At 54.4% G+C, this 20,964-nt stretch carries 22 protein-coding genes; 1 reads left to right on the plus strand and 21 read right to left on the minus strand.

Annotated features, from left to right (window positions below):
* Positions 1-6: 6 nt before the first annotated feature.
* From BN1190_RS09675 to BN1190_RS09725, 11 genes are all read right to left on the minus strand, one after another.
* Positions 7-1,200, minus strand: a complete 1,194-nt coding sequence (locus tag BN1190_RS09675; RefSeq protein WP_040286706.1) for a pyridoxal phosphate-dependent aminotransferase — start codon at positions 1,198-1,200, stop codon at positions 7-9.
* Between the two features lie 38 nt (positions 1,201-1,238).
* Positions 1,239-1,724, minus strand: a complete 486-nt coding sequence (locus tag BN1190_RS09680; protein ID WP_040286707.1) for a DUF5590 domain-containing protein — start codon at positions 1,722-1,724, stop codon at positions 1,239-1,241.
* A 77-nt stretch (positions 1,725-1,801) separates the two neighbouring features.
* Positions 1,802-4,576, minus strand: a complete 2,775-nt coding sequence (gene dinG, locus BN1190_RS09685; RefSeq protein ID WP_040286708.1) for an ATP-dependent DNA helicase DinG — start codon at positions 4,574-4,576, stop codon at positions 1,802-1,804.
* A gap of 166 nt (positions 4,577-4,742) precedes the next feature.
* Positions 4,743-5,123 carry an aspartate 1-decarboxylase gene (panD, locus tag BN1190_RS09690; protein WP_040286709.1) on the minus strand — a complete coding sequence of 127 codons (381 nt, stop codon included), beginning with the start codon at positions 5,121-5,123 and terminating at the stop codon, positions 4,743-4,745.
* 4 nt (positions 5,124-5,127) lie between these two features.
* The gene (panC, locus tag BN1190_RS09695) at positions 5,128-5,991 is read right to left on the minus strand and encodes a pantoate--beta-alanine ligase (RefSeq protein ID WP_040286710.1); all 864 of its coding nucleotides are present in this window, start codon (positions 5,989-5,991) and stop codon (positions 5,128-5,130) included.
* Positions 5,988-6,827, minus strand: coding sequence for a 3-methyl-2-oxobutanoate hydroxymethyltransferase (panB, locus tag BN1190_RS09700; RefSeq protein ID WP_040286711.1), 840 nt, complete (start codon positions 6,825-6,827; stop codon positions 5,988-5,990). Before panB ends, panC begins: the two co-directional genes overlap by 4 nt.
* 238 nt (positions 6,828-7,065) lie before the next feature.
* On the minus strand, positions 7,066-8,046 hold the full coding sequence (locus BN1190_RS09705) for a biotin--[acetyl-CoA-carboxylase] ligase (protein ID WP_040286712.1): 981 nt from the start codon (positions 8,044-8,046) through the stop codon (positions 7,066-7,068).
* On the minus strand, positions 8,024-9,205 hold the full coding sequence (locus BN1190_RS09710) for a CCA tRNA nucleotidyltransferase (protein WP_179860773.1): 1,182 nt from the start codon (positions 9,203-9,205) through the stop codon (positions 8,024-8,026). The genes BN1190_RS09705 and BN1190_RS09710 overlap by 23 nt, the downstream gene beginning before the upstream one ends.
* 5 nt (positions 9,206-9,210) lie before the next feature.
* Positions 9,211-10,344 (minus strand): N-acetyl-alpha-D-glucosaminyl L-malate synthase BshA, encoded by a 1,134-nt coding sequence (gene bshA / locus BN1190_RS09715; protein WP_040286714.1) that lies wholly within the window; start codon positions 10,342-10,344, stop codon positions 9,211-9,213.
* 27 nt (positions 10,345-10,371) lie between these two features.
* Positions 10,372-11,175, minus strand: coding sequence for a 4-hydroxy-tetrahydrodipicolinate reductase (gene dapB, locus BN1190_RS09720; RefSeq protein WP_040286715.1), 804 nt, complete (start codon positions 11,173-11,175; stop codon positions 10,372-10,374).
* On the minus strand, positions 11,172-11,510 hold the full coding sequence (locus tag BN1190_RS09725) for a nucleotide pyrophosphohydrolase (protein WP_040286716.1): 339 nt from the start codon (positions 11,508-11,510) through the stop codon (positions 11,172-11,174). Before BN1190_RS09725 ends, dapB begins: the two co-directional genes overlap by 4 nt.
* Before the next feature lie 107 nt (positions 11,511-11,617).
* Between BN1190_RS09725 and BN1190_RS09730 the strand changes: the two genes are divergently transcribed.
* Positions 11,618-12,490: a YitT family protein gene (locus BN1190_RS09730; RefSeq protein ID WP_040286717.1), complete on the plus strand. Its 873-nt coding sequence runs from the start codon at positions 11,618-11,620 to the stop codon at positions 12,488-12,490.
* Positions 12,491-12,549: 59 nt separating this feature from the next.
* On the opposite strand, the gene BN1190_RS09735 is transcribed toward BN1190_RS09730, so the two are convergent.
* The 10 genes from BN1190_RS09735 to BN1190_RS09780 form a co-directional block, all read right to left on the minus strand.
* A complete protein-coding gene (locus BN1190_RS09735) occupies positions 12,550-13,221 on the minus strand; it encodes a zinc metallopeptidase (RefSeq protein WP_040286718.1) in 672 nt (223 codons plus the stop codon).
* Positions 13,222-13,280: 59 nt separating this feature from the next.
* Positions 13,281-13,904, minus strand: a complete 624-nt coding sequence (locus BN1190_RS09740; RefSeq protein ID WP_040287261.1) for a DUF1405 domain-containing protein — start codon at positions 13,902-13,904, stop codon at positions 13,281-13,283.
* Positions 13,905-13,973: 69 nt separating this feature from the next.
* Positions 13,974-14,738 (minus strand): menaquinol-cytochrome c reductase cytochrome b/c subunit, encoded by a 765-nt coding sequence (locus BN1190_RS09745; protein ID WP_040286719.1) that lies wholly within the window; start codon positions 14,736-14,738, stop codon positions 13,974-13,976.
* A 39-nt stretch (positions 14,739-14,777) separates the two neighbouring features.
* Positions 14,778-15,452 (minus strand): menaquinol-cytochrome c reductase cytochrome b subunit, encoded by a 675-nt coding sequence (gene qcrB / locus BN1190_RS09750; protein ID WP_040286720.1) that lies wholly within the window; start codon positions 15,450-15,452, stop codon positions 14,778-14,780.
* Positions 15,453-15,471: 19 nt separating this feature from the next.
* Positions 15,472-15,978: a ubiquinol-cytochrome c reductase iron-sulfur subunit gene (locus BN1190_RS09755; RefSeq protein ID WP_179860774.1), complete on the minus strand. Its 507-nt coding sequence runs from the start codon at positions 15,976-15,978 to the stop codon at positions 15,472-15,474.
* Positions 15,979-16,164: 186 nt separating this feature from the next.
* Complete coding sequence (locus BN1190_RS09760; RefSeq protein ID WP_040286722.1) at positions 16,165-16,611, minus strand: YpiF family protein; 447 nt, start codon at positions 16,609-16,611, stop codon at positions 16,165-16,167.
* Positions 16,612-16,660: 49 nt separating this feature from the next.
* A complete protein-coding gene (locus tag BN1190_RS09765) occupies positions 16,661-17,215 on the minus strand; it encodes a ReoY family proteolytic degradation factor (protein WP_040286723.1) in 555 nt (184 codons plus the stop codon).
* 1 nt (position 17,216) lies between these two features.
* The gene (locus BN1190_RS09770) at positions 17,217-18,488 is read right to left on the minus strand and encodes a tetratricopeptide repeat protein (RefSeq protein ID WP_052461783.1); all 1,272 of its coding nucleotides are present in this window, start codon (positions 18,486-18,488) and stop codon (positions 17,217-17,219) included.
* A 51-nt stretch (positions 18,489-18,539) separates the two neighbouring features.
* A complete protein-coding gene (gene aroA / locus BN1190_RS09775) occupies positions 18,540-19,826 on the minus strand; it encodes a 3-phosphoshikimate 1-carboxyvinyltransferase (RefSeq protein ID WP_040287263.1) in 1,287 nt (428 codons plus the stop codon).
* A gap of 23 nt (positions 19,827-19,849) precedes the next feature.
* The gene (locus BN1190_RS09780) at positions 19,850-20,962 is read right to left on the minus strand and encodes a prephenate dehydrogenase (protein ID WP_040286724.1); all 1,113 of its coding nucleotides are present in this window, start codon (positions 20,960-20,962) and stop codon (positions 19,850-19,852) included.
* Between the last annotated feature and the right edge of the window lie 2 nt (positions 20,963-20,964).

A 20,964-nucleotide genomic window follows, 5' to 3' on the forward strand; every position in this document is an offset into this window, starting at 1 on the left:
TTTTTATCAGTCTTTCCAGTTATCTTCTACGAATGCACGGATTCGTTTTATTGCCTCTTCCAGAAGATCCATCGATGTCGCATAGGATAGCCGGATCGTCGTTGCGGATCCGAAACCGCTTCCCGGAATGACGGCAACATTCGCCTCTTCCAGCAGCGCCTCTGCGAATGAATCCACATCCGTGTACCCGGTATGCTCTAACGCTTCCGACACATCCGGAAGCAAATAGAAGGCCCCCTGCGGTTTCACCGTCCGGAATCCCGGAATCGCCTCGAGCTGCGGGTAGATCTTTTCCAGCCTCGACTCGAAATCCTTCCGCATCGTCTCGACTGCATCCTGAGGACCGTTATATGCTTCGATTGCCGCATATTGGGACGTCGTCACAGGATTGGAGGTCGAATGGCTCGCGAGATTCGTCATCGCTTTGACGACAACGCTGTCGCCGGCGATGAATCCGATCCGCCAGCCTGTCATCGAGTGGGACTTGGAGACGCCGTTGATGATGAACGTCCGTCCTTTCGCATCGCCGTTCAGCTGCGCGATCGACACATGCTCAGCCGGACCGTAAATCAGTTTTTCATAGATTTCGTCGGAAACGATCCACAGATCATGCTTCCTGCACACGTCCGCAATCTCCTGCAGTTCCTGACGTGTGTAGACCATGCCTGTCGGGTTGCCAGGTGAATTCAGGATGACAGCCTTCGTTTTCGGAGTGACCGCTGCTTCTATCTGCGGGGCGGTCACTTTGTACTCCGCACTTGCGGCAGCTTCGACGATGACCGGAATGCCGCCTGCCACCTTCACCTGTTCGGGATAGCTCACCCAGTAAGGCGCAGGAATGATCACTTCATCACCTGGATCCAGGATCGTCTGGAACAGCGTATAGAGCACATGCTTTGCCCCGATCCCGATCATGATCTCCTGTCGGCTGTACGTCAGCTGCTGATCTCTCTCCAATTTTCGGATCACTGCATCTTTCAGTTCAGGAAGACCGCCGGACGGTGTATATTTCGTCTTGCCGTCCTTCATGGACTGCCAAGCCGCCTCCAGGATATTGTCCGGTGTATTGTAGTCCGGTTCCCCGGCACCGAGTCCGATCACATCTTTGCCGGCGGCTTTCATTTCTTTCGCTTTTGCCGTGATGGCGAGTGTAGCAGAAGGTGAAAGTGCCTCCACTCTGGACGCTAATTGCTTTGACAAGTCTATCGCTCCCTTTGCAAGTGCCTGCTGCGAGCACTTTAAAGATTTGAAATCCGCTTCTGCCATTTTCCGTCGGTGAATGAAACATACACATAGTTCAGTTTGCCGGCATCATTTTTGAAGACCACTTCCCATATCGGTTCATCGTCTTCCATACCGAGTTTCACATGCAGAAGTTTCCGGACCGCCTTTTCGTTTTTCACAGTGTCGACGGCCTGCTTTGCGGTGACTCCTTTTTTCAGTACGATTTCTTTCATGTCCTTACCAGCGCCCGCTTCCCTGCTGACGAATACCGCTTTTTCCGTGCCTGCACCGTCTTTTCCATATACGACCGTCCACGCTTCCGTACCGTTGAACACCTCAGCACGATCCGTCTCCTCCAAGAGACCTGCGGCGAGGACTTTCTGCTCGGCCTGGTTTTTCCACTGGGAGACAGGCTGGTAGGCTTTGTAGAAGACGAATGTCGACAGCGCTGCCGTCAGGGCAAGGAAGAAGACAAGAAAGAACTTTATCCAGTTCCCCACAATTTCACATCCCGTTAAAAAAGGTCACTACTGCAGACGATTTCCCGGCAGATTGTTCCATCGCTATGCCGGATACCTCATTCATTATAGCAATTATTGAGTTCATCTACCATACGTGCAAGTGACACTTTTTTCACCGGCACATCGGGAAGCGCTTCAAGAAACTTCCGTCCGTATGATTTCGTTTCGATCCGTCTGTCCAGGATGATGAAAAAACCGGTATCGGACGAAGAGCGCACCAGCCTCCCGAATCCCTGCCGGAGACGGAGTATCGCCTCAGGCAGGGCGTAGCTGGTGAATGCATTCTGGCCGTTCCTGTTCAGCTGTGCGGTCTTCGCCTTGAAGACCGGTTCCGACGGTGAGGAGAACGGCAGGCGGACGATGATGATCGCCGAAAGCGCATTGCCTGGAACATCGACGCCTTCCCAGAAGCTGTTTGTCCCGAATAACACTGCTTTGTTATACTGCTTGAACGATTTCAGCAGCCGGTAGCGGCTCCCCGAGCTGATCCCCTGGGCGATCAATGCGTATTCCTCCAGCAGACCGCTGTCGGCAATCAGATCGTATGTGTTCCTCAGCATCTCCTGTGAGGTGAACAGGACGAACAGCCTCCCTTCCGTCACCATCACTGTCTGGATTACCGCTTCTGCCACTTCCTCCACGTAATCTGCCTGGGACACCTGCTGGATATCAGGCATATCTTGTACGATGAAAATCTCTGATCCTTTATAGAAGTGATCAGGCGCCAGTAACTTCCGGACAGGGACGGAATCCGCTATGCCCAGCTGACTGGCGACGAAACGTTCATCGCTTTTCACTGAAAGGGTTCCCGATGTCCAGATGATCCCCTTACCTCCCGACAGGAAGGGCTCCAGCGACCGCCGGATCACTTTTGCACTGTCGACCGGACTTTTGATGACCATGAGGCTTCCCGGGATGCTGCGTTCATCCAGCTCCAGCCAGGCAGTGCTGTCACGTTCCTTTTCCAGGAACAATTCGATCCAGTCGGACGTCCTGCCGCGCAATTCGCCTGTCCAATACTCCCATTCTGCAAGGACGGCCTGCTCCTTCGGTGACAGACTGCCCTTTTCCTTGCCGAGCGGACGGACATAATCGTCCATACAGCTGGTGAGCTGCTCCATTGCTTTGTACACTTCTTCGAAAACACCCTTGTCAGCCGGCAGCTCATCCAGTCCGATATGCATCCGGCTGCCTCTGACATGCCCTTTTTTCCCGGAACCCGAACCGGCAAGTTCGCGGACTGCATGGTCGAAGGATTTCGAAAATCTATCGAATGCTGAGTTGACTGCACTGTGGAGTCTCGAACGGTAGAGACGTCTCCGAGTGAGCAGTTTCTCCAGCCGGCAGCTGATCTGATCGTTCGCTTCGGAAGAAATCTGCCCCATCATATATTTCCAGCTTGTATACGAAAAGATGATTTCGTTCGTCTTGAATGCTGCGTGGATGAATTGATGGGCCTCATCGACGATCAGCCCCGCCGATTCACGGATCAGCCGGTCTCTGCTGTCCCCTTCACTCAGCAGCAGCGCATGATTGGTGATCACCAGATCCGCTTCGCTGCAGTTTCGCAGTGCAACCTGATGATAATCGACTCCATCCTCGTCGTCAGCGAGCCGGGCAGTCCGTTTTCTCAGCCGGTCGATGAAGTATGTACCGCCGCCCGATAAGTTCAGTTCACTGAGGTCACCTGTCTCCGTTTCCGTCAGCCAGACGAGCACCTGCATTTCCGTGAACACGGCATCATAGCCCGACTCCCCGCTCAGCAGCATCTCTGCCAATTTCGCTAAGGATATGTAGTTGCCCATCCCTTTCAGGACAACTGATTGGACCGGAAGACCGAGCGCCTGTGAAACAGCCGACAGCTCTTCGTTCATGATTTTGTCTGCGAGGTGGTTCGTGTACGTACTGACGATGACCGCTTGTCCTCTGCGGATTGCATGGACTGCGGAAGGCAGCAGATAGGAGATTGTCTTTCCCATGCCCGTCGGCACTTCCACCATCGCTTCCGTTCCTTGCTGCAGTGACGTCCAGGCCGCATCCATGAATTCCAGCTGGGATTCCCTTGACTCGTAGGCCGGATAAGCGGCAGCCAGCAGCTCGTCTTTTTCCTTGCGTGATTCCGGATAGGCGGTGTTCCTGCCTTCCGGTCTGGACAAATGGCGGGCCTGTCGGTACGGGATTCCCCTGAACGTGGGAAGTCTGCTGCCTGATACTTTCTTATTCAGATGCTGCAGAACGTTGTAGAACAAGATGGAAAGATCGGATTTCAATGAGAATGAGCGTTTGTGCAGGAGAGCCGTCGTTTCAGCAGGCAGCTGATGTACTTTTCCAATGCAGCGGAGCAGTAACTGAGCGGTTGCCTTCGCGTCATCGTCTGCCCGGTGTGCGGAAGGAAGCGGGATTCCCAGCTCTTCCGTCAGTTCCTTCAGACGGTAGCTGACCGCTGTCGGAAACACAATCTTTGCTAATTCAACCGTGTCGACCTGTCTGCCGCTCCAGAGCGGGACCCCGCAGCGTGAGAATTCTTTCTGGAGAAAAGGCAGGTCGAAGTTCGTGTTATGAGCAGCAAACACCCAGCCGGACAGCAGCTCGGATACTTCAAGCGCTATTTCCCGGAATTCAGGGGCCTCCTCGACTTCCTTGTCCGAGATACCGGTCAGTTCCTGGATGAAAACAGGGATCGGCTGCCCGGGATTCACGAACCGTACGTATTCGTCCGTCAGTATGCCGTTTTCGATAAACATGATCGCAATCTGGATGATCCGGTCCCCTTTTTCCGGAGAGTGACCGGTTGTTTCAAGATCGACAACAGCAAATTTCAACTTTTCCATGGAATCATCAACTTCCTGTTCGATTTCCTACAGCAGATTGTATCATATTTTTAGGCGGCGGCTCCATGAAGAACGGACGGACAGCCGGAAATAAAAGAAAAACCGCCATATGCCCTCACTTCAGAGGGGCAATGGCGGTTTTCTCGCGGTGGCTGGCAGGAATTGTTCAGACAGTCATCTGCGGCAGTTCTTTAATCGTTTCTGTAATCCGGTTGTTTTCATCCATGAGGAGCACTGTCGGGATATGATGCTTCGCATCGTCGTCTGCCATAAGTGCATAGGCAAGGATGATGATGACATCTCCCGGCTGTACGAGCCGTGCTGCCGCCCCGTTGACGCAGATCATTCCGCTCCCGCGTTTTCCGGCGATCGTATACGTCTCGAACCGTTCCCCGTTATTGTTATTGACGATCTGCACTTTTTCGTTCGGCAGGATGGATGCTGCGTCGAGCAGATCCGCATCGATCGTAATGCTGCCGACGTAGTTCAGATTCGCTTCCGTGACAACAGCACGGTGGAGCTTGCTTGTGAGCATTGTTCGGTACACAGGTTCAGCCTTCTTTCGTCATGATGATATTGTCGATCAGCCGTGTTTTGGAGAACCGGACGGCGCAGGCCAGGATCATTTCACGGTCACCGCTGCGTTCTTCAAGGTCGGGATAGGAGAGGACCGTCACATAGTCGACCTCTCCGGATGTCCGTTCCTGCAGCCGTTTTGCAACAAGCAGTTCGATGACAGACGGACGCTCCCCCTGGGTGAACAATTGCTGTCCGTATTGCAGCGACGCCCATATATGCGGCGCTTCCTGTCTCTCCGGCACGGTCAGATTGACATTCCTCGAGCTCTTCGCAAGCCCGTCAGCCTCCCGGACAGTCGGCACGCGGTGTATTCTGGCAGGCATATTGTAGTCACGGAAGAATGTCTCGATGATTGCGAGCTGCTGGGCATCTTTCATGCCGAAGAACAGTCCGTCCGGCCTGACAAGATTGGTGAGTTTCAGAACGACTTGAAGCACCCCGTCGAAGTGGCCCGGCCGTGATGCCCCGCACAGACGGCCGGCAAGCGGGCCGGGTGTGATCCGGATGCCGCCGTCCGACGGATACATTTCATCAGCGGACGGGCAGAACAGCAGGGACGCGCCTGCAGCGGCAGCTGTCCGCTTGTCTGCTTCCAAGTCCCTTGGATACGCGTCAAAGTCCTCGTCCGGTCCGAACTGTGTCGGGTTGACGAAGATGCTGGCGACGACAGTATCATATTGGTCTTTCGCCTGTTCGATCAGCGCTGCATGCCCGTCGTGCATAAAGCCCATTGTCGGGACGAAGCCGACTGTCTTGCCCGCTGACTGCTGTTCTGCACGCCATATCTTCAGCTCCTGTATCGTTTCAATGACCTCGATTCCAAGCTGGGTTTTCATGAGCGGGCGCCTCCGTACAGCGCGTCGAGTTCTTCTTCCTTCATCGTGAACTGATGCTGTGCCGCCGGGAATGAGCAGTCCCGTACAGCCTGTGTATACGACCGGATGCCTGAGTGCACGGCCTCGCCCGCATTGCTGAACCCCTTCGCAAATTTCGGCAGATGATGGGTGCCGAACTGGACCAGATCGTGAAATACGAGCACCTGTCCATCCGCGTCCACGCCGGCGCCGATCCCGATGATCGGTATGCTGACGGCTTCGCACAATTGTTTTGTCAGCTGATGGGGAATGCATTCGACGACGATCATGCAGGCGCCCGCCGACTCGCACGCTCTTGCCTCTTCGATCAGCTGCCGGGCGCTCTCCGCCGTCTTCCCCTGCACTTTGTACCCGCCGATCACGGATGCCGACTGCGGCAGCAGGCCTAAATGGGCAACAACCGGAATCCCGGTCTTCATCAGCAGGGAGATTGTTTCGATGACCTCTCCGGCACCTTCCACTTTCAATGCGTCAGCGCCCGTCTTTTGGAAGATCCGCACCGCTTCAGCAAGGATCCGGTCTTCCGAACCGCGGAACGTTCCGAATGGCATATCGACAACCAGGAACGTATCCTGCGCCCCGCGTCTTGCCGCCTTGCCATGATGGATCATATCATCGGCGGTCACATATACGGTTGACGGATAGCCGAGCACCACCATACCGAGCGAATCGCCTGTCAGCAGGATGTCGACCCCCTCCTGTTCTGCGGCGGCAGCTGTCGGGTGATCATAGGCCGTCATCATGACGATCTTCTCGCCGGATGCTTTCATCTTCTTGAAGTCATTGACTGTCTTCATTGTCCGTCTCCTCTCCTTTTCAGGAGAAAACCAAAACAAAAACCCCTCTGTCAAAAAACGGACAGAAGGATTGCGTAAGTTTGTGTCATCGGTTTCCTCCGTCCCTGTCCATTACGATCAAGGCAGAATTATCAAGTTATTGAACCAAAGGTCTTGCAGGTGCGGCTCGTTCGGATACCGCCCTTCACTTTCACTATAGCATGCGTCGGGTCATCATGCCAGCCCATTTGCCCACTCTTCAGACAATATGGATATCCGCCGAATAGATTCCACGGATTGTCCCGTCATCCAGCTCGACCTCCAGGCGGCCGTCCTCCGATATGCCGTGCGCCACCGCTTCATAGGTTTCGTGCAGTGTGGAAATCCTGATCCGTCTGCCGATGGAATCCGCATAACCCTCCCACAGCAGCTTAATGGGAGCGAATCCTTTTTCGACGTACAGTCCGGTATATTGCTCCAAGTGGAACAGGACCGAAGCGGCCAGTTCGGCGCGGCTGATCTGCCGGCCTTCCTCGATGGCAAGCGATGTGGCGATCGTCTCCAATTCTTCAGGAAAGTCTTCTGCTGTCTGATTGACGTTCATGCCGATCCCGAGGATGATCGCTTTGACACGGTCAGGATCCGCCTGCAGTTCCGTGAGGATTCCTGTCAGCTTTTTTCCGTTCACCAGAATATCGTTCGGCCATTTGATGGACGGCGACACTCGTGTACACTCTTCGATGGCGCGCACGATCGCCACAGCGGCGACGAGCGTCAGCTGGGGAGCCTGCTGGGGCGGCAGATCCGGCCGGATGATCACACTCATCCAAATGCCTTTCCCGGCTGCCGAAGACCATGGCCGGGACAGTCTGCCTTTGCCTGCTGTCTGCTCATCCGCGATGATGACCGTTCCGTCGGCAGCCTCGTTTTGTGCAGCTTCGTGGGCAATCAGCTGTGTGGATGGACAGGAGGCTATGTATTGGATCGTGCGTCCGTACACGGATGTCTTCAGATGCTGACCGATCGCCGGACCTGTGACAAGATCCGGCGATCCGATCAGGTAATAGCCTTTTTTCCGGACAGTGCCGATCTTGTACCCTTCATTTTCCAAGTCCTTGACACATTTCCAGACAGCCGTTCGGGACACCCCGTACTCATCAGCCAGCTGCTGACCGGATACGGGATTTTCCATACCGGCAGACATCCGCTTCAGCAATTCACTCTTCATGTTTGTATTCATGCTCATACCATCCTTTAATCGCATTGGCGTCATTTAGGAGTTCTCCATGGAGAACCGCCTGCTCGACTGCATCCAGTACGGCACCGACCCACTGTCCGGGCCGGCGGGACCGCTCCCAGCCGATGATGTCCCCGCCCCGTACAGCGAGATCCTGCTTAGACCGGATCGGCAGACTGCCGAGTGCGTCCCGGATCGTCTGCTCGGCTGCCGGTTTTTCCCCCAGCAGGACAGCGGCAAGTTTCTCGGCCGTCAGCAGTTCATCGAGCGAGCGGCCGTAGTAATCGGCTGCTGTGTACCCGCCGCGCCGTCTTGTCTTCAGCAGCGCCTGCACGGCCCTCAGATAGGCGCGTTCCTTGTTCGACAGCTTATAGGCATTGGCGACTGCGGACGGTTCGAAGCCGCCCGCCGCCATCAGGGACGCCCAGCCATCGAGCGCATTCCGGAAAGGCGCACAGGCGGGGAACGGCACAGTTCCGGCCGGGTAGAGCGGCATTGACTCCGAAAGTCCTGTATCTTCGATCAGACCGAGCGCCTGTCCTGCCGAAGCGCCTGTGAACAGCTTGTCGAATTCCGCTTTGATGCGCTCGACCGACAAATTCCGTACCGTGCCGCTGAGCCGCCGGATCGCCTCTTGGGTCGCGGATTCCACCGAAAAGCCGAGCACCGAAACGAAACGGACTGCGCGCACCATGCGGAGTGCATCTTCGCCGAACCGAACGGCCGGTTCACCCACAGCGCGTATGATCCCGGACGCCAGGTCGGACCGGCCGCCGAAAGGATCGATGATACCGCCGGCGAGCGTCATCGCCAGAGCGTTAATGGTGAAATCACGGCGTTTCAAGTCTTCATCAAGGGAGGTGACGAACTGCACGTCGTCAGGCCGGCGGTTGTCCGAGTATGTCCCTTCCGTCCGGAACGTCGTGACTTCCACCGGTTCCCCCTGCTCGATCACGAGGACGGTGCCGTGATCTGTTCCGAGATCGACAGTCGCAGGGAATAATGCCTTCACTTGCTCAGGCATCGCCGCCGTTGCGATATCGATGTCTTTCGGCTCCTTGCCGAGCAGATGATCGCGTACTGCCCCCCCGACGAATACGGCTTCGAAGCCTGCCCGTTCCAGCCGTTCGGCCACCGCTCTGCTGTTGGCAGTCCCAAACATATGCATCAGCCTTTCCTTATCAGTTTTCCATAGAGCTCCTCGTACTGCGAGACGATCTGCTCCGATGCGAACTTTCCGTGAACGGTCTGCAGGGCATTCTGCTGGAACAGGCGCTGCTTCTCGGGATCCTGCAAGATCCGCAACGTGCGTTCTGCGATTGCAGCCGGATCTCCGACCGGAACCAGGTAACCATTCACGCCATCTTCAATCACTTCAGGGATGCCGCCGGCGGTTGTGCCGACAGCCGGTACCCCGCATGCGAACCCTTCCAGCAGCACCAGGCCGAACGCCTCTTTCTCGGATGGCAGCACCATGACGTCACTGACGGACAGGATGGCCGGCAAGTCATTTCGCTTGCCTGTGAAGATGACGTGATCCGCCACTTTGAGGCTGTTCGCAAGCCGGCGGATGCGGGGCAGTTCAGGTCCTTCTCCGACAAGCAGCAGCTTGGCAGGCTGTTCTTTGACAATCCTGGCGAAAGCGCGGATCAGATCGGGGATGCGCTTGACGCTGCGGAAGTTTGAAATATGGACAATGATTTTATCATCTTCCGCCAAACCGAACTCCCGCCGTACAGCAGTTCCGTCGACGGGATGGTATGTCGTTTCATCGATGAAGTTATAGACCGTAACGATCTCTTTTGACGGCTCGATGAGTTCGATGGTCTCTTTCCGCAGCGAGTCCGAGACGGCCGTTGTGATATCTGATTTATCGATCCCGTATTTCACTGTGTTTTTCAGTGCCGGATCATGCCCGAGAATCGTCACATCCGTCCCATGGAGCGTCGTGATGATGCCGATATCCGACTGGATCATATCTTTTGCAAGAACGGCTGAAACCGCATGCGGCACTGCATAGTGGACGTGCAGCAGGTCGAGACTCTCGGCTTCGACGACCTGGCCGATCCGATTGGCGAGTGCTATGTCATACGGCGGATATTTGAAGACGGCATAGCCATCAATTTTCACCTCATGGAAATGGATCTGCTCATTCGGCTCGCTGTACCGGAACGGCAGACTGGACGTGATGAAATGGATTTCATGCCCCTTTTCCGCCATTTTCATGGCAAGTTCTGTCGCTACAACACCTGAGCCGCCGAGGGAAGGGTAGCAGATCACCCCGATTTTCAGTCGTTTCATCCTTTCACTTCTTCCGTTATAAAATGCTCACGCGGTGATGAGGTGTTCAAGTCCGTTGATGAACCGGTTTTGGGTGACCGCTTCCCGGATGGCCAGCAGGACACCCGGCATGAAGCTTTTCCGGTCGAATGAATCGTGCCGGATCGACAGCAGCTCCCCTTCTCCGCCCAGCATGACCTGCTGATGTGCAAGCAGGCCCGGCAGACGGACGCTGTGGATCTTCATCCCCTGTACATCCGCTCCCCTCGCACCATATGCATGGATCTGTTCGTCCGGATGCCCCTGCAAGTGAGGAGTCCGCACCTCGGAGATCATGTCGGCTGTTTTGACAGCTGTCCCGGACGGGGCATCCAATTTGCGGTCGTGATGCATTTCCATGATTTCCACATCCCCGAGATACCGGGCGGCCTGCTGTGCGAATTTCATCATGAGCACCGCACCGATCGAAAAGTTCGGCGCCACAATGCAGGCGATCCCGTTCTGTGTACTCAGCTGCTCCAGCTGAGCCAATTCTTCCGCTGTCAGTCCGGATGTGCCGATGACGGGACGTATTCCGAGGACGAGCGCCTTCTGGACATTCGGGAACACCGATTCGGGATCTGTCAGGTCGAGCAGGACATCCGGGTGCTTCTGTTCATGGAGGTCAGCGAGAGAAGTGTAGATTCTCGTACCCGGCCCCTCCTCTGCGATAGTCCCTTCATGATAGACCATCCCGTCATTCTTATAGTCCAGCGCTGCGACCAGCTCCATATCGGCGGCCTCCGTAATGGCTGCGGCAGCAGTACTGCCCATGCGGCCCCGGATCCCTGCGATTGCGATGCGTATTGTCACTCGGTCTCCCCCTTTTTCGTCCAGCGGTCTGCGTCCCGGCTCCTGAACTTAGTCATTACCATGTCGAGCGCTTCCGATAAGTCGATTCCCTGCGAATTTGCAAAACAGATGAGGACGAAGAGCAGGTCACCCGTCTCTTCTGCAAGCGTGCTGGCGCCTTCCGTGTTCTTCTTTTTCTTCATGCCGTGCACGTGCTGCACTTCACGCGACAATTCGCCAAGTTCCTCGGTCAGCCGTGCGATGAGTTCCATCGGCGGGAAATACCCTTCTTCGAATCCTGATATGTATCCATCCACTTGCTGCTGCATCGCTTTCATCGTCACTTGTTCAGTCATCATGGATCCCACCTTTCCTTCTTTATCGTATTCATTCATCTTGCTATTGTCAAAATATATTGGATGGCTGATAATAGCACTAGTGCTTTTTGAAGGAAGGTGATCGAATGTTCAAAGACATCAAACTGAAAAACATATTCTTCATCATACTCGGTTCTGCAATCTTCAGTTTCGGTCTGGTGCATTTCAATATCCAGAACGAACTGGCAGAAGGCGGATTTACAGGGATTACGCTCATTCTGTTCTTTGCCTTCAAATGGGACCCGGCTGTCATGAACCTTGTGCTCAACATTCCGATGTTCATCATCGGCTGGCGGATGCTCGGAAGACGGATCTTCATCTACACACTTGTCGGGACAGTTGCGGTGTCCCTGTTCTTGCGGGTGTTCATGAAGTATCAGATCGACATCCATCTGAAAGATGATATGTTCCTCGTCGCCCTGTTTGCCGGTATCTTCGTCGGTGTCGGACTCGGCATCATTTTCCGCTTCGGCGGCACGACGGGCGGTGTCGATATACTCGCCAGGCTCGCCCAAGTCCATTGGGGATGGAGTATCGGGAAGACGATGTTCATGTTCGACGCGGCGGTCATCCTCGTGTCGTGGTTCGTCTACTTGGATCACCGGTCCGTCATGTATACGCTCGTTGCCCTGTTCGTCGGCGCCCGCGTCATCGATTTTGTGCAGGAAGGGGCGTATGCTGCCAGAGGTGCGTTCATCATTTCCGATCATCAGGATGCGATCGCCACCCGGATTGCGCTCGAGATGGACCGCGGCGTGACAGTATTCAAAGGATACGGCCACTTCACGAAAGCGGACCGTAACATCTTATACTGTGTCATTGCGAAGAACGAAATCATGCGGGTGAAGACTATCATCACATCGATTGACCCGCACGCATTCGTCTCTGTCATGGACGTCCATGATGTCATGGGCGAAGGGTTTACGCTGGACGATCAGAAACAGCCGATTCCGCGATAACGGAAAAAAACGCCTTATGCTGCGCTTTACTTGGCAGCATAAGGCGTTTTGCTTTATTCTCAGTCCCTGTTCAGGAAGATCGAAAGAAGGCGCACGAGTTCCAACACGGCTACAGCCGCTGCAGCAACGTAGGTCATGGCAGCTGCACTGAGCACTTTCTTGGCATGCGGTTCTTCTTCGTTCCGGATAATCCCGAGCTCGACGATTTGTGTCATCGCCCGGCTGGAGGCATTGAACTCGACCGGCAGCGTGACGATCTGGAACACGACGCCGACCGCCATCATGATGATCCCGATGCCGAGCAGACTGTTCATGCTCGAAAAGATCAGACCTGCCATGATGAAGAACCAGCTGGCGTTCGATGTCAGACCGGCGACAGGAGCAAGCCGGTGACGGAAACGGAGTGCCGCATAGGCTTCCTTGTCCTGGATGGCATGACCGACTTCGTGCGCAGCGACGGCTGTACCGGCGACAGACGCATTGTGATAATTATCGCTCGATAATGCGACGATTTTCGTGACAGGATTGTAATGGTCACTCAGAACTCCAGGTGTCTCGACCACCTTCACGTCCTGCAGTCCGTTATGGTCAAGAATGAGACGGGCTACTTGCGCACCTGTCATACCGGAAGTCGAACGGACTTTGGAATACTTGTTATACGTACTTTTCACTTTGAATTGTGCATACAAAGGCAGCAAAATGATAATGCCCAAATATACTAGATAATTCAATCATCCCTCACCCTTTCTCTGCTTCTATTTTATATGGCCTGCCCGATGGCCCGCAACTTTTAGACACCAGGGTCCAGCCGCTCTGTTACAACTTTATGACGGCTCTTCCAATTCCATACGACCAGACCGATACATGCAGCCGACAGCCAGAACGTGAAATAGCCGATGTTGGCCGCATACTCCATGAGATCTCCATAGATCGGCATCTGGCCGAACACATAATCGATCACATCATTGTGCAGTGTCCAAATGGCAGCCAGAACGATGGACACCCAGCCGAACCGGTAATTGCGCCAATAGAGGACAGCCTGAAGCACCATCGCGCCGTGTGAGATGACGAGCATCCAGCCGGCCGCCCCGATGCTGCCGGTTTCCTCGAGCGTCCATAGGTTCATGACAACTGCCCATATACCGTATTTCACGAGCGTCAGGAGAGCGAGTGATTCGAACAGCCTGAAATTCGTGCGGAGAATCCAGCCGATCAGGACAAAGCAGAAGAACAGGCTGGCAGTGGGACTGTCGGGCACAAAAATCCAGAACCTCGGCTCTGTGATCTCAAGCTGCCACATATACCAGTCATAGCCGTACACCGTCCCGATAATATTGATGAAAAGAAGGATCCAAAGGAATGCCTGATGATTCAGGATGTACCGGATCCAAATTCGTGCCTGCTGCAAACGTATCACCCCAGCTGTGGAAAATTTAAAAGGAGTTACGAAAAAAAAGGAGTCAGTTTCCTGACTCCTTTTCCATTATTCGTTTCCGAGATTGGAAATGAATTCTGCCATCGTTTTCAAATCTTCATCAGAACCGTCCCATTGGTTCGGCGGCATTGTGCCGATCCCTTCATGGGCGATCTTTTCAATCTCTTCAGGTTTGAGGCCTGTGTCCGTCAGCGGAAGACCCAATCCGCCTTGGAACTGATCGCCGTGACAGCCGATACATGTCGAACCTTGGTAAATTTGATATCCTTCAGCACTCTCGTCAAAATTGACCTCTTCAACGATCTTACCCTGTGCTTCCGCTTTCACCCAGTCGTGGTTGACGACAGACTCCCATGTAAGGTAGAAGATTGCAGCGAATGCCAAAAGCATGAAGCCTGTCGGCAGAGGACGTTTCCATGGACGGCGTTCTTTCGACGTATCCATGAAAGGCACGAGCATGAGAGCACCGACAGCCAGTCCCGGAACGATGATAGCACCGACCACGTTGAATGGACCGGATGCGAACTCATACTTCAGGAGCTGGTACATGAATAGGAAATACCAGTCCGGAAGAGGGATGTACGTCGTATCTGTCGGATCCGCCTGACGCTCAAGAGGCGATGGATGTGCAAGTGTGATAATCAAATAACCGATCAGGAAGATTGCACCGACCATCCACTCTTTCAAGAGGAAGTTCGGCCAGAAGGCTTCCGTCTTCCCCGGATATTCGGAGTAGTCTTTCGGTACGTTGGGCTTACGGACCGCTTTGATACGCGAGTCCCCAACGAATTTCATGCCTTTTCCGTGTTGCATCTTGTTCCCCTCCTTAGTGAGAAATCAAGGGTCTCCGGCTTACAATGGTCCGGAAATACCTTGTCTTCTGATCATGATAAAGTGCGCTGCAAGCAAACCGAGGAGTGCTGCAGGCAGGAAGAATACGTGGATCGCAAAGAAACGTGTCAGTGTCTGTGCACCGAGTATTGTCGCATCTCCGGCAAGGAGGATCTTGATCCACTCTCCTATGAACGGAACAGAACCAGCGATCTCGATTCCTACTTTCGTAGCGAACAGAGCTTTCATATCCCATGGCAGCAGATATCCTGTGAATCCGAGACCCAGGATGACGACAAACAGAAGTACGCCGACCACCCAATTCAATTCACGAGGTTTTTTATAAGCGCCAGTAAAGAAGACACGTAGCGTGTGCAGGAACATCATGACAATAACGAGTGAAGCTCCCCAGTGGTGCATGCCGCGCACGATTTCCCCGTACGCCACCTCATTTTGGAGGTAGTAGACGGATTTCCAAGCATTTTCAATATCCGGTGTGTAATACATGGTCAAGAACATACCGGACAGGATTTGGATTACTGTGACGAAGAAGGTCAATCCTCCGAAACAATAGATGAATGCAGAAAAATGATGTGCGGGGTTTACGTGTTCGGGTACTTCATGATCGGCGATATCGCGCCAAATCGGGGTGACATCGAGCCGTTCATCGACCCAATCATAAATTTTGTTCATCAATTTGAGTGTACCCCCTGACTTATTTAACTAGTTGGTTCGGCATTGTTTTACCAATGTGGACGAATCCGTCAATAACTTCGACTTCATACTGATCCAGAGGACCGGTCGGCGGAGTGCCGGGAATGTTCTTACCGTTCTTTTCATAACGGCCGCCATGGCATGGACAGTAATATTGGTCCGGGTGTGCTTCATCCCCCGCCCAGTTCACTGTGCAGCCCAGGTGTTTACATACAGGGGACAGAGCGATGATCTTATCGCCATCTTTATAAACCCATGCTGTGTTCGAAACGTCTGATTTGTACCAAGCATCTTTCCGGTCCTTGATCGTGAAGTCGACACGCACCGGTGTCTCCGTCACTTCGTCGGCTTTCTGGTCGGTCGGCACGTAATCAGCACCTTCCGAAGATGCTAAAACAGGGTCGATCGCAAAGCGGATCATCGGCATCGCTGCGGCAGAAACCATGAATCCGCCGACACCCATTAATGTGTAGTTCAGGAATTGGCGTCTAGACACTTTGCTGCTCATCAATTTCCCTCCTCTTACTCCAAAGTCAGTCCAGCGGACATACTTTTGCTAATTGTTATTACTAGGACATATCTATAATATCCTACCGTCACATGAAATTCAATGTTGCATTTGGACGCAGTTTCTGTTTGTGAACAAATATTGACTTTTTCTCAATTACATTTCACAAATTCTTCAGGTTCCCCTTCAATCAGTCCATTCGGCGGTCAGCTGCGGAAGAAGCTGTTTCAGCTGGTCTTCCATGATCGTCTGCTTGAGCCGGTCATCCATATGTTCGATCGGGATCGCCGGCAGCCACAGAACTTTCCCTTTCATCTCCAGGCTTGTCCATGCTGCGTCCGTCGTCAGATAGAACACATAGCGGAACGGAGAGGACGCCAGATCGTTCGACAGCATGCTGCCGAATGACTGCATGTCCATGGACGGGGAATACGAGAAAGGAGGTGTCACCATGACCCTACCTTTGAACTGCTGTTCCATATAGGCGGACAGGTTCATGAGGAAATCACTGCCCGACGCACTGGCTTTCATGCGTCCTTCCGCCACTTCCATCTTGATGAGCGGGATGATCGCTGTGTCTATGTATTCTTTCTGCTGCAGGAAAACATTCATATCTTCTGCGTTCCAATTCATGGTGCCACACCTTTCTAATAGAGAAGAGACTCCATCTGATCAGACGGAGTCAGTGCTCTTTCATGTCGTTCAATTCATTCAGCATGCCGGACAGCGCCAGGAACCGCTCCTCATCGTTTGCATCCAGGGCTGCATCGACCTGCTTCATCAGCGTTTCCTTGGAGGCGGTCACGGCACTTTCATGCAGCAGCTGCCGGGCAAGCTTCCGGTCGCGCTCGCTCACCTGCTGATCTTCAGGAAAGTACGGGTTCTCTTCCAGGACGCTTGCATAATGAGGTGAACTGTTGCTTTTCTGGAAATTCAGCTGGATGTACATTTTTTCGTCAGGATGCAGTCGCAGATCATGGAACGATTTTTCCGCATCGGTTGTCATCAGGCTGCCTTTGTAAAAGCGGAAAGGCACGCCATTCGATTCAATTGCCGAAATGACCATCGCACGCGGACAAAAATGGGCATCCTCGGTGAAGTGAACATTCTCCAAAATCTTCTCATGGCTTAATAAGTAATTCAAGATCCATACGCATTCCCGGCGCTTCAGACGATAGCGCTTCAAAAACCACCTGATGAAATCTTTTTTGGCAGCTACAGGAATCATGGCTTCCATCTTATGCCTCCTCTTCTTCCTGATCCTCAAGAAAGGACGTCCACTCGGATTGACCCGGATCCAAAGCTGTCAGTTGTCTGACGATCCGGACCGCCTCTTCACGCCTGCCTTCTTCAAGCAGGAACGAAGCGAACCGCCCGAGGAATTCCGGGTCTTCCTTCATGCCAGTGTATGCCTGTGTGTAAGAAGCATATGCCTCTCCGAACCGCTCGGCATCCTCTTCGGCATACGCCTTGAATGCTGCCAGCAACGGAATTTCAAGCTGCTCTACAGGAGAAGCCTCCAGCAGATCGAGAAGTTCCCCGAAGGCGCCCTGCTGTTCATATAGCGACGCCAGGGAAATCCTGGCCTCTGTGTATTCAGGGTCGAGGGCCAGCGCTTCTGCAAAATGCGCTGCCGCTTCATCAGGCAGGCTGAGCTTCAGGGAAACCTTGCCGGCTGCCAGCTGCAGTTCTTTGTCATACTCGTCACGCCGTATCCCTTCGGTGAAGTATTCCAGCGCCCGGTCGTTCTCTTCCAGCATCAGGCTTGCCTGGCCGGCCAGCATATACGCAGAGAAGTAATCGGGATCCATTTCAAGCAATTCATCCAGATAGGTGAGCGCCTGCTGGGGAAGTCCGCTCTGGTAGTGGCTGTATGCTGCCCCGAACAGTGTATCCGGCATGACATCACCTTTTTGGATCAGGGCTTCATAATGCGGCAGAGCTTCTTCATAGGCGGCTCCTGCACTGAAGGCTTCCGCAATCCGGGCCTCGATCGCGAGCCCGGCCATCTCCTCCACCCCCCGTTCCTGAAGCAGGAGATACAGACGGGCGGCTTCCGCATATCTGCCGCTCCCGAGAAGCAGCTCGGCTTTGGCGAACAGGATGACAGGCTGCTCCGGAGCGAGTGATTCAGCTTCGGTGATCTTGGACAATGCGACCTCCGCCATCCCGATTGTCTGATAATAATCGGCAAGCAGGACGAGTGACTGCACATATTCCTCTTCATCCGGCCTGATATCCGAAAGCAGCAGAAGGGCTTCGTCTTCACGGCCGAGTGCCATGAAGGCTTCCGCGCGGTCGATTTTAAGCTGCCCGGCGTCCGGCATCTGGGTTATCAGCGCCTCATACAAGCGGTCTGCCTGCGGAACGAGACCGACTTCCATCAGCAGGGATGCACTGTCGTAGACCATCCCGAGATCCGGATCCGACTCCAGCTGCCCCACCAGTTCTTCGACAGCCTCAAGATCACCTGTCATGATGCTTCTTTCCAGTTGCTGTATCTGTTCCATAGTTTCACCTTCCCGCGCATGTTGTATACACGACGCTGATCGTCTTTTACGTTACATCAGAGACTGCAGATCATCAAAGAATCCCGGATAGGAGACATCGATGCAGCCGGCATCCTCTATTGAGACAGGCCCGTCCGCTGCAAGAGCGGCAATTGCAGCCATCATCCCGAGCCGGTGGTCTCCGTTCGATGACAGGACGGCCCCTTTCAGCTTTGCCGGCCCTTTGATGATCATGCCGTCGGGCGTCGGCTCGATGTCCGCACCGAGCTTCCGGAGTTCTGTACAGACCGCTTCGATCCGGTCGGTCTCTTTGACACGGAGTTCTCCGGCATCCCTGATGACAGTCGTCCCTTCCGCCTGTGTCGCCAACAGAGCGATGACAGGGAGTTCATCGATCAGCCGCGGAATGAGGTCCCCTCCGATTTCCACAGCTTCCAGCCGGCCTGCTCTTACAGTTATGTCGCCGTACGGCTCGCCTGCAGCCTCGGGATCCGGACTCTGCACAACATCCGCCCCCATGCCGGTCAGCACATCGATGATGCCTGTACGGGTCGGGTTGAGACCGACTCCCCTGAACGTAACCGAACTGCCCGGCACCATGGCGGCTGCACACATGAAGAAAGCGGCGGATGAAATATCACCCGGCACTTTAACCGAAGCCGCCGTAAGCCGCTGACCGCCCTCGATTGCCACGTTTCCATCCTCTGCAATGACTGCAGCGCCAAACTGCTCAAGCATCCGTTCCGTGTGATCGCGGGATACCGTTTTTTCCTTCACGGTGGTTGTGCCTGCCGCCGAGACGCCCGCGAGCAGGATAGCCGATTTCACTTGTGCACTTGCGACCGGCATCTCATACTGGATGCCCTGCAGCTGTCTTCCTTCCACAGTCAGCGGAAGGGTGCCCCCGCCTCCTTCATAGTCGAAAGCGGCACCCATCGCAGCCAGCGGATCCGTCACCCGTCTCATCGGACGCTTGCACAAATACCGGTCACCCGTGACGGTCGCCGTGACCGATGAGCCTGCCAGAATTCCGAGCAGCAGTCTCGCTGTCGTGCCTGAATTGCCTGCATCCAGAGGGAGGGAAGATGATTTCCATCCCGCCATCCCCGGACTTTTCACCGTCACATCTGTCCCCTCCCGTTCGATCACTGCACCGAGCCGGGAGAATATGCTGATTGTCGACAGGCAGTCTTCCCCTGCTAAAAACCCGCTGATCGTGGTCGTGCCTTCCGCCATCCCGCCGAGCATGACTGCACGATGGGAGATCGATTTGTCTCCCGGGACACGCAGCTCCCCTTTCAGCGGGCCGCCGTGGAATGAGACTTCGTGTATATCCATTTTCTCCATTATAAGCACCCCCGTCAAAGTATTTGCATGGAATAATCCGTTTCACTGCCAAGTGCGTCATAGGCCTGGTTCCGCTCTCTCGCAGAGCGGAAACTGATAACCAGGATCCCGTATACATCCGTACGCGTTTCAACGATCCGGATGTTCGTCAGGCTGATTTCATGAGATGCCAGAATGTGAGTGATCTCCGAAATGACGCCCGGATGATCCGGTACGTCGATATGCAGATCGAATTGCATGTACAGCGCACCCTGTGCGGCATTTTCAGAGACTGCCGGCAGTTCGTCCCTGTATCGTTTCGCTTCCGTGAAATACGCTTCCACTTCTTGTGGGTCGCTGTGTGCAAGCATCCGTCCCACCTGCGCCATTTCGTCTGCCCAGCGATCCAGCTGCGCGGCTAATTCGGTCCTGTTCTGGAGTGTGATATCCCGCCACATGACCGGATCTGCGGAAGCGATCCGGGTAAGATCCCGGAAACCGCCTGCGGCCAGGCGTCTGATGAACGGCCGGCTGTCTTCCTGATCCGCCAGCAGGTTGACGAGGGACGAAGCGATGATATGAGGGAAATGGCTGACAACCGCAGTCATCTTGTCATGTTCACCAGCATCCAGCACAGCCAGCTTTCCCATCGTCACAGCCAGAAGGTCCTGCAGCCGTTTCAAGTCTTCTTCAGCACATCCGGGAGGCGGCGTCAGGATGTAATAAGCGTTCTCGAACAGATGGCCGATGGCTGCTGAGATACCGCTCTTATGCGACCCTGCCATCGGATGCCCTCCGATGAAGGTGGTTCCGTTGGCCAGCAGGCCATCCGCAGCTTCCATGATCGGCAGCTTCGTGCTGCCTGTATCGGTCACGATGACCGTGTCCTTCAGTTCCCAGGAAGCCGCTTCCTGCAGCAATGCTGCAGCCGCAGAAACAGGTACGGCAAGAATTACGAAATCAGCGTCTTTTGCCGCCGCCCGGGCGGACGGAGCGACCGCATCGATGATCCCCCGGCGGTATGCCTCGTCCGCAGACTTATACGAGCGGTCGAAGCCCGTAATTGTGACGCCCTGACCGCGCTTCAGTGCCAATGCCAGTGACCCGCCGATCAGCCCGAGTCCTATGATCGATACATGTGTTGTCATCC

This window comes from Sporosarcina koreensis (assembly GCF_000826145.2).
GTDB lineage: Bacteria > Bacillota > Bacilli > Bacillales_A > Planococcaceae > Sporosarcina > Sporosarcina trichiuri.

Excerpts from the sequence above, each read along its gene's own strand:
- aroA (WP_040287263.1), bottom strand. The coding sequence starts at position 19,826 with ATGGATATACACGAAGTCTCATTCCACGGCGGCCCGCTGAAAGGGGAG.
- BN1190_RS09730 (WP_040286717.1), top strand. The coding sequence starts at position 11,618 with ATGTTCAAAGACATCAAACTGAAAAACATATTCTTCATCATACTCGGT.
- panB (WP_040286711.1), bottom strand. The coding sequence starts at position 6,827 with ATGAAGACAGTCAATGACTTCAAGAAGATGAAAGCATCCGGCGAGAAG.
- BN1190_RS09725 (WP_040286716.1), bottom strand. The coding sequence starts at position 11,510 with ATGACTGAACAAGTGACGATGAAAGCGATGCAGCAGCAAGTGGATGGA.
- bshA (WP_040286714.1), bottom strand. The coding sequence starts at position 10,344 with ATGAAACGACTGAAAATCGGGGTGATCTGCTACCCTTCCCTCGGCGGC.
- BN1190_RS09780 (WP_040286724.1), bottom strand. The coding sequence starts at position 20,962 with ATGACAACACATGTATCGATCATAGGACTCGGGCTGATCGGCGGGTCA.
- BN1190_RS09765 (WP_040286723.1), bottom strand. The coding sequence starts at position 17,215 with ATGGAAGCCATGATTCCTGTAGCTGCCAAAAAAGATTTCATCAGGTGG.
- BN1190_RS09770 (WP_052461783.1), bottom strand. The coding sequence starts at position 18,488 with ATGGAACAGATACAGCAACTGGAAAGAAGCATCATGACAGGTGATCTT.
- panC (WP_040286710.1), bottom strand. The coding sequence starts at position 5,991 with ATGAAAACCCAGCTTGGAATCGAGGTCATTGAAACGATACAGGAGCTG.
- BN1190_RS09705 (WP_040286712.1), bottom strand. The coding sequence starts at position 8,046 with ATGAATACAAACATGAAGAGTGAATTGCTGAAGCGGATGTCTGCCGGT.
- BN1190_RS09760 (WP_040286722.1), bottom strand. The coding sequence starts at position 16,611 with ATGAATTGGAACGCAGAAGATATGAATGTTTTCCTGCAGCAGAAAGAA.
- BN1190_RS09745 (WP_040286719.1), bottom strand. The coding sequence starts at position 14,738 with ATGCAACACGGAAAAGGCATGAAATTCGTTGGGGACTCGCGTATCAAA.
- BN1190_RS09710 (WP_179860773.1), bottom strand. The coding sequence starts at position 9,205 with ATGTTTGGGACTGCCAACAGCAGAGCGGTGGCCGAACGGCTGGAACGG.
- BN1190_RS09755 (WP_179860774.1), bottom strand. The coding sequence starts at position 15,978 with ATGAGCAGCAAAGTGTCTAGACGCCAATTCCTGAACTACACATTAATG.
- dinG (WP_040286708.1), bottom strand. The coding sequence starts at position 4,576 with ATGGAAAAGTTGAAATTTGCTGTTGTCGATCTTGAAACAACCGGTCAC.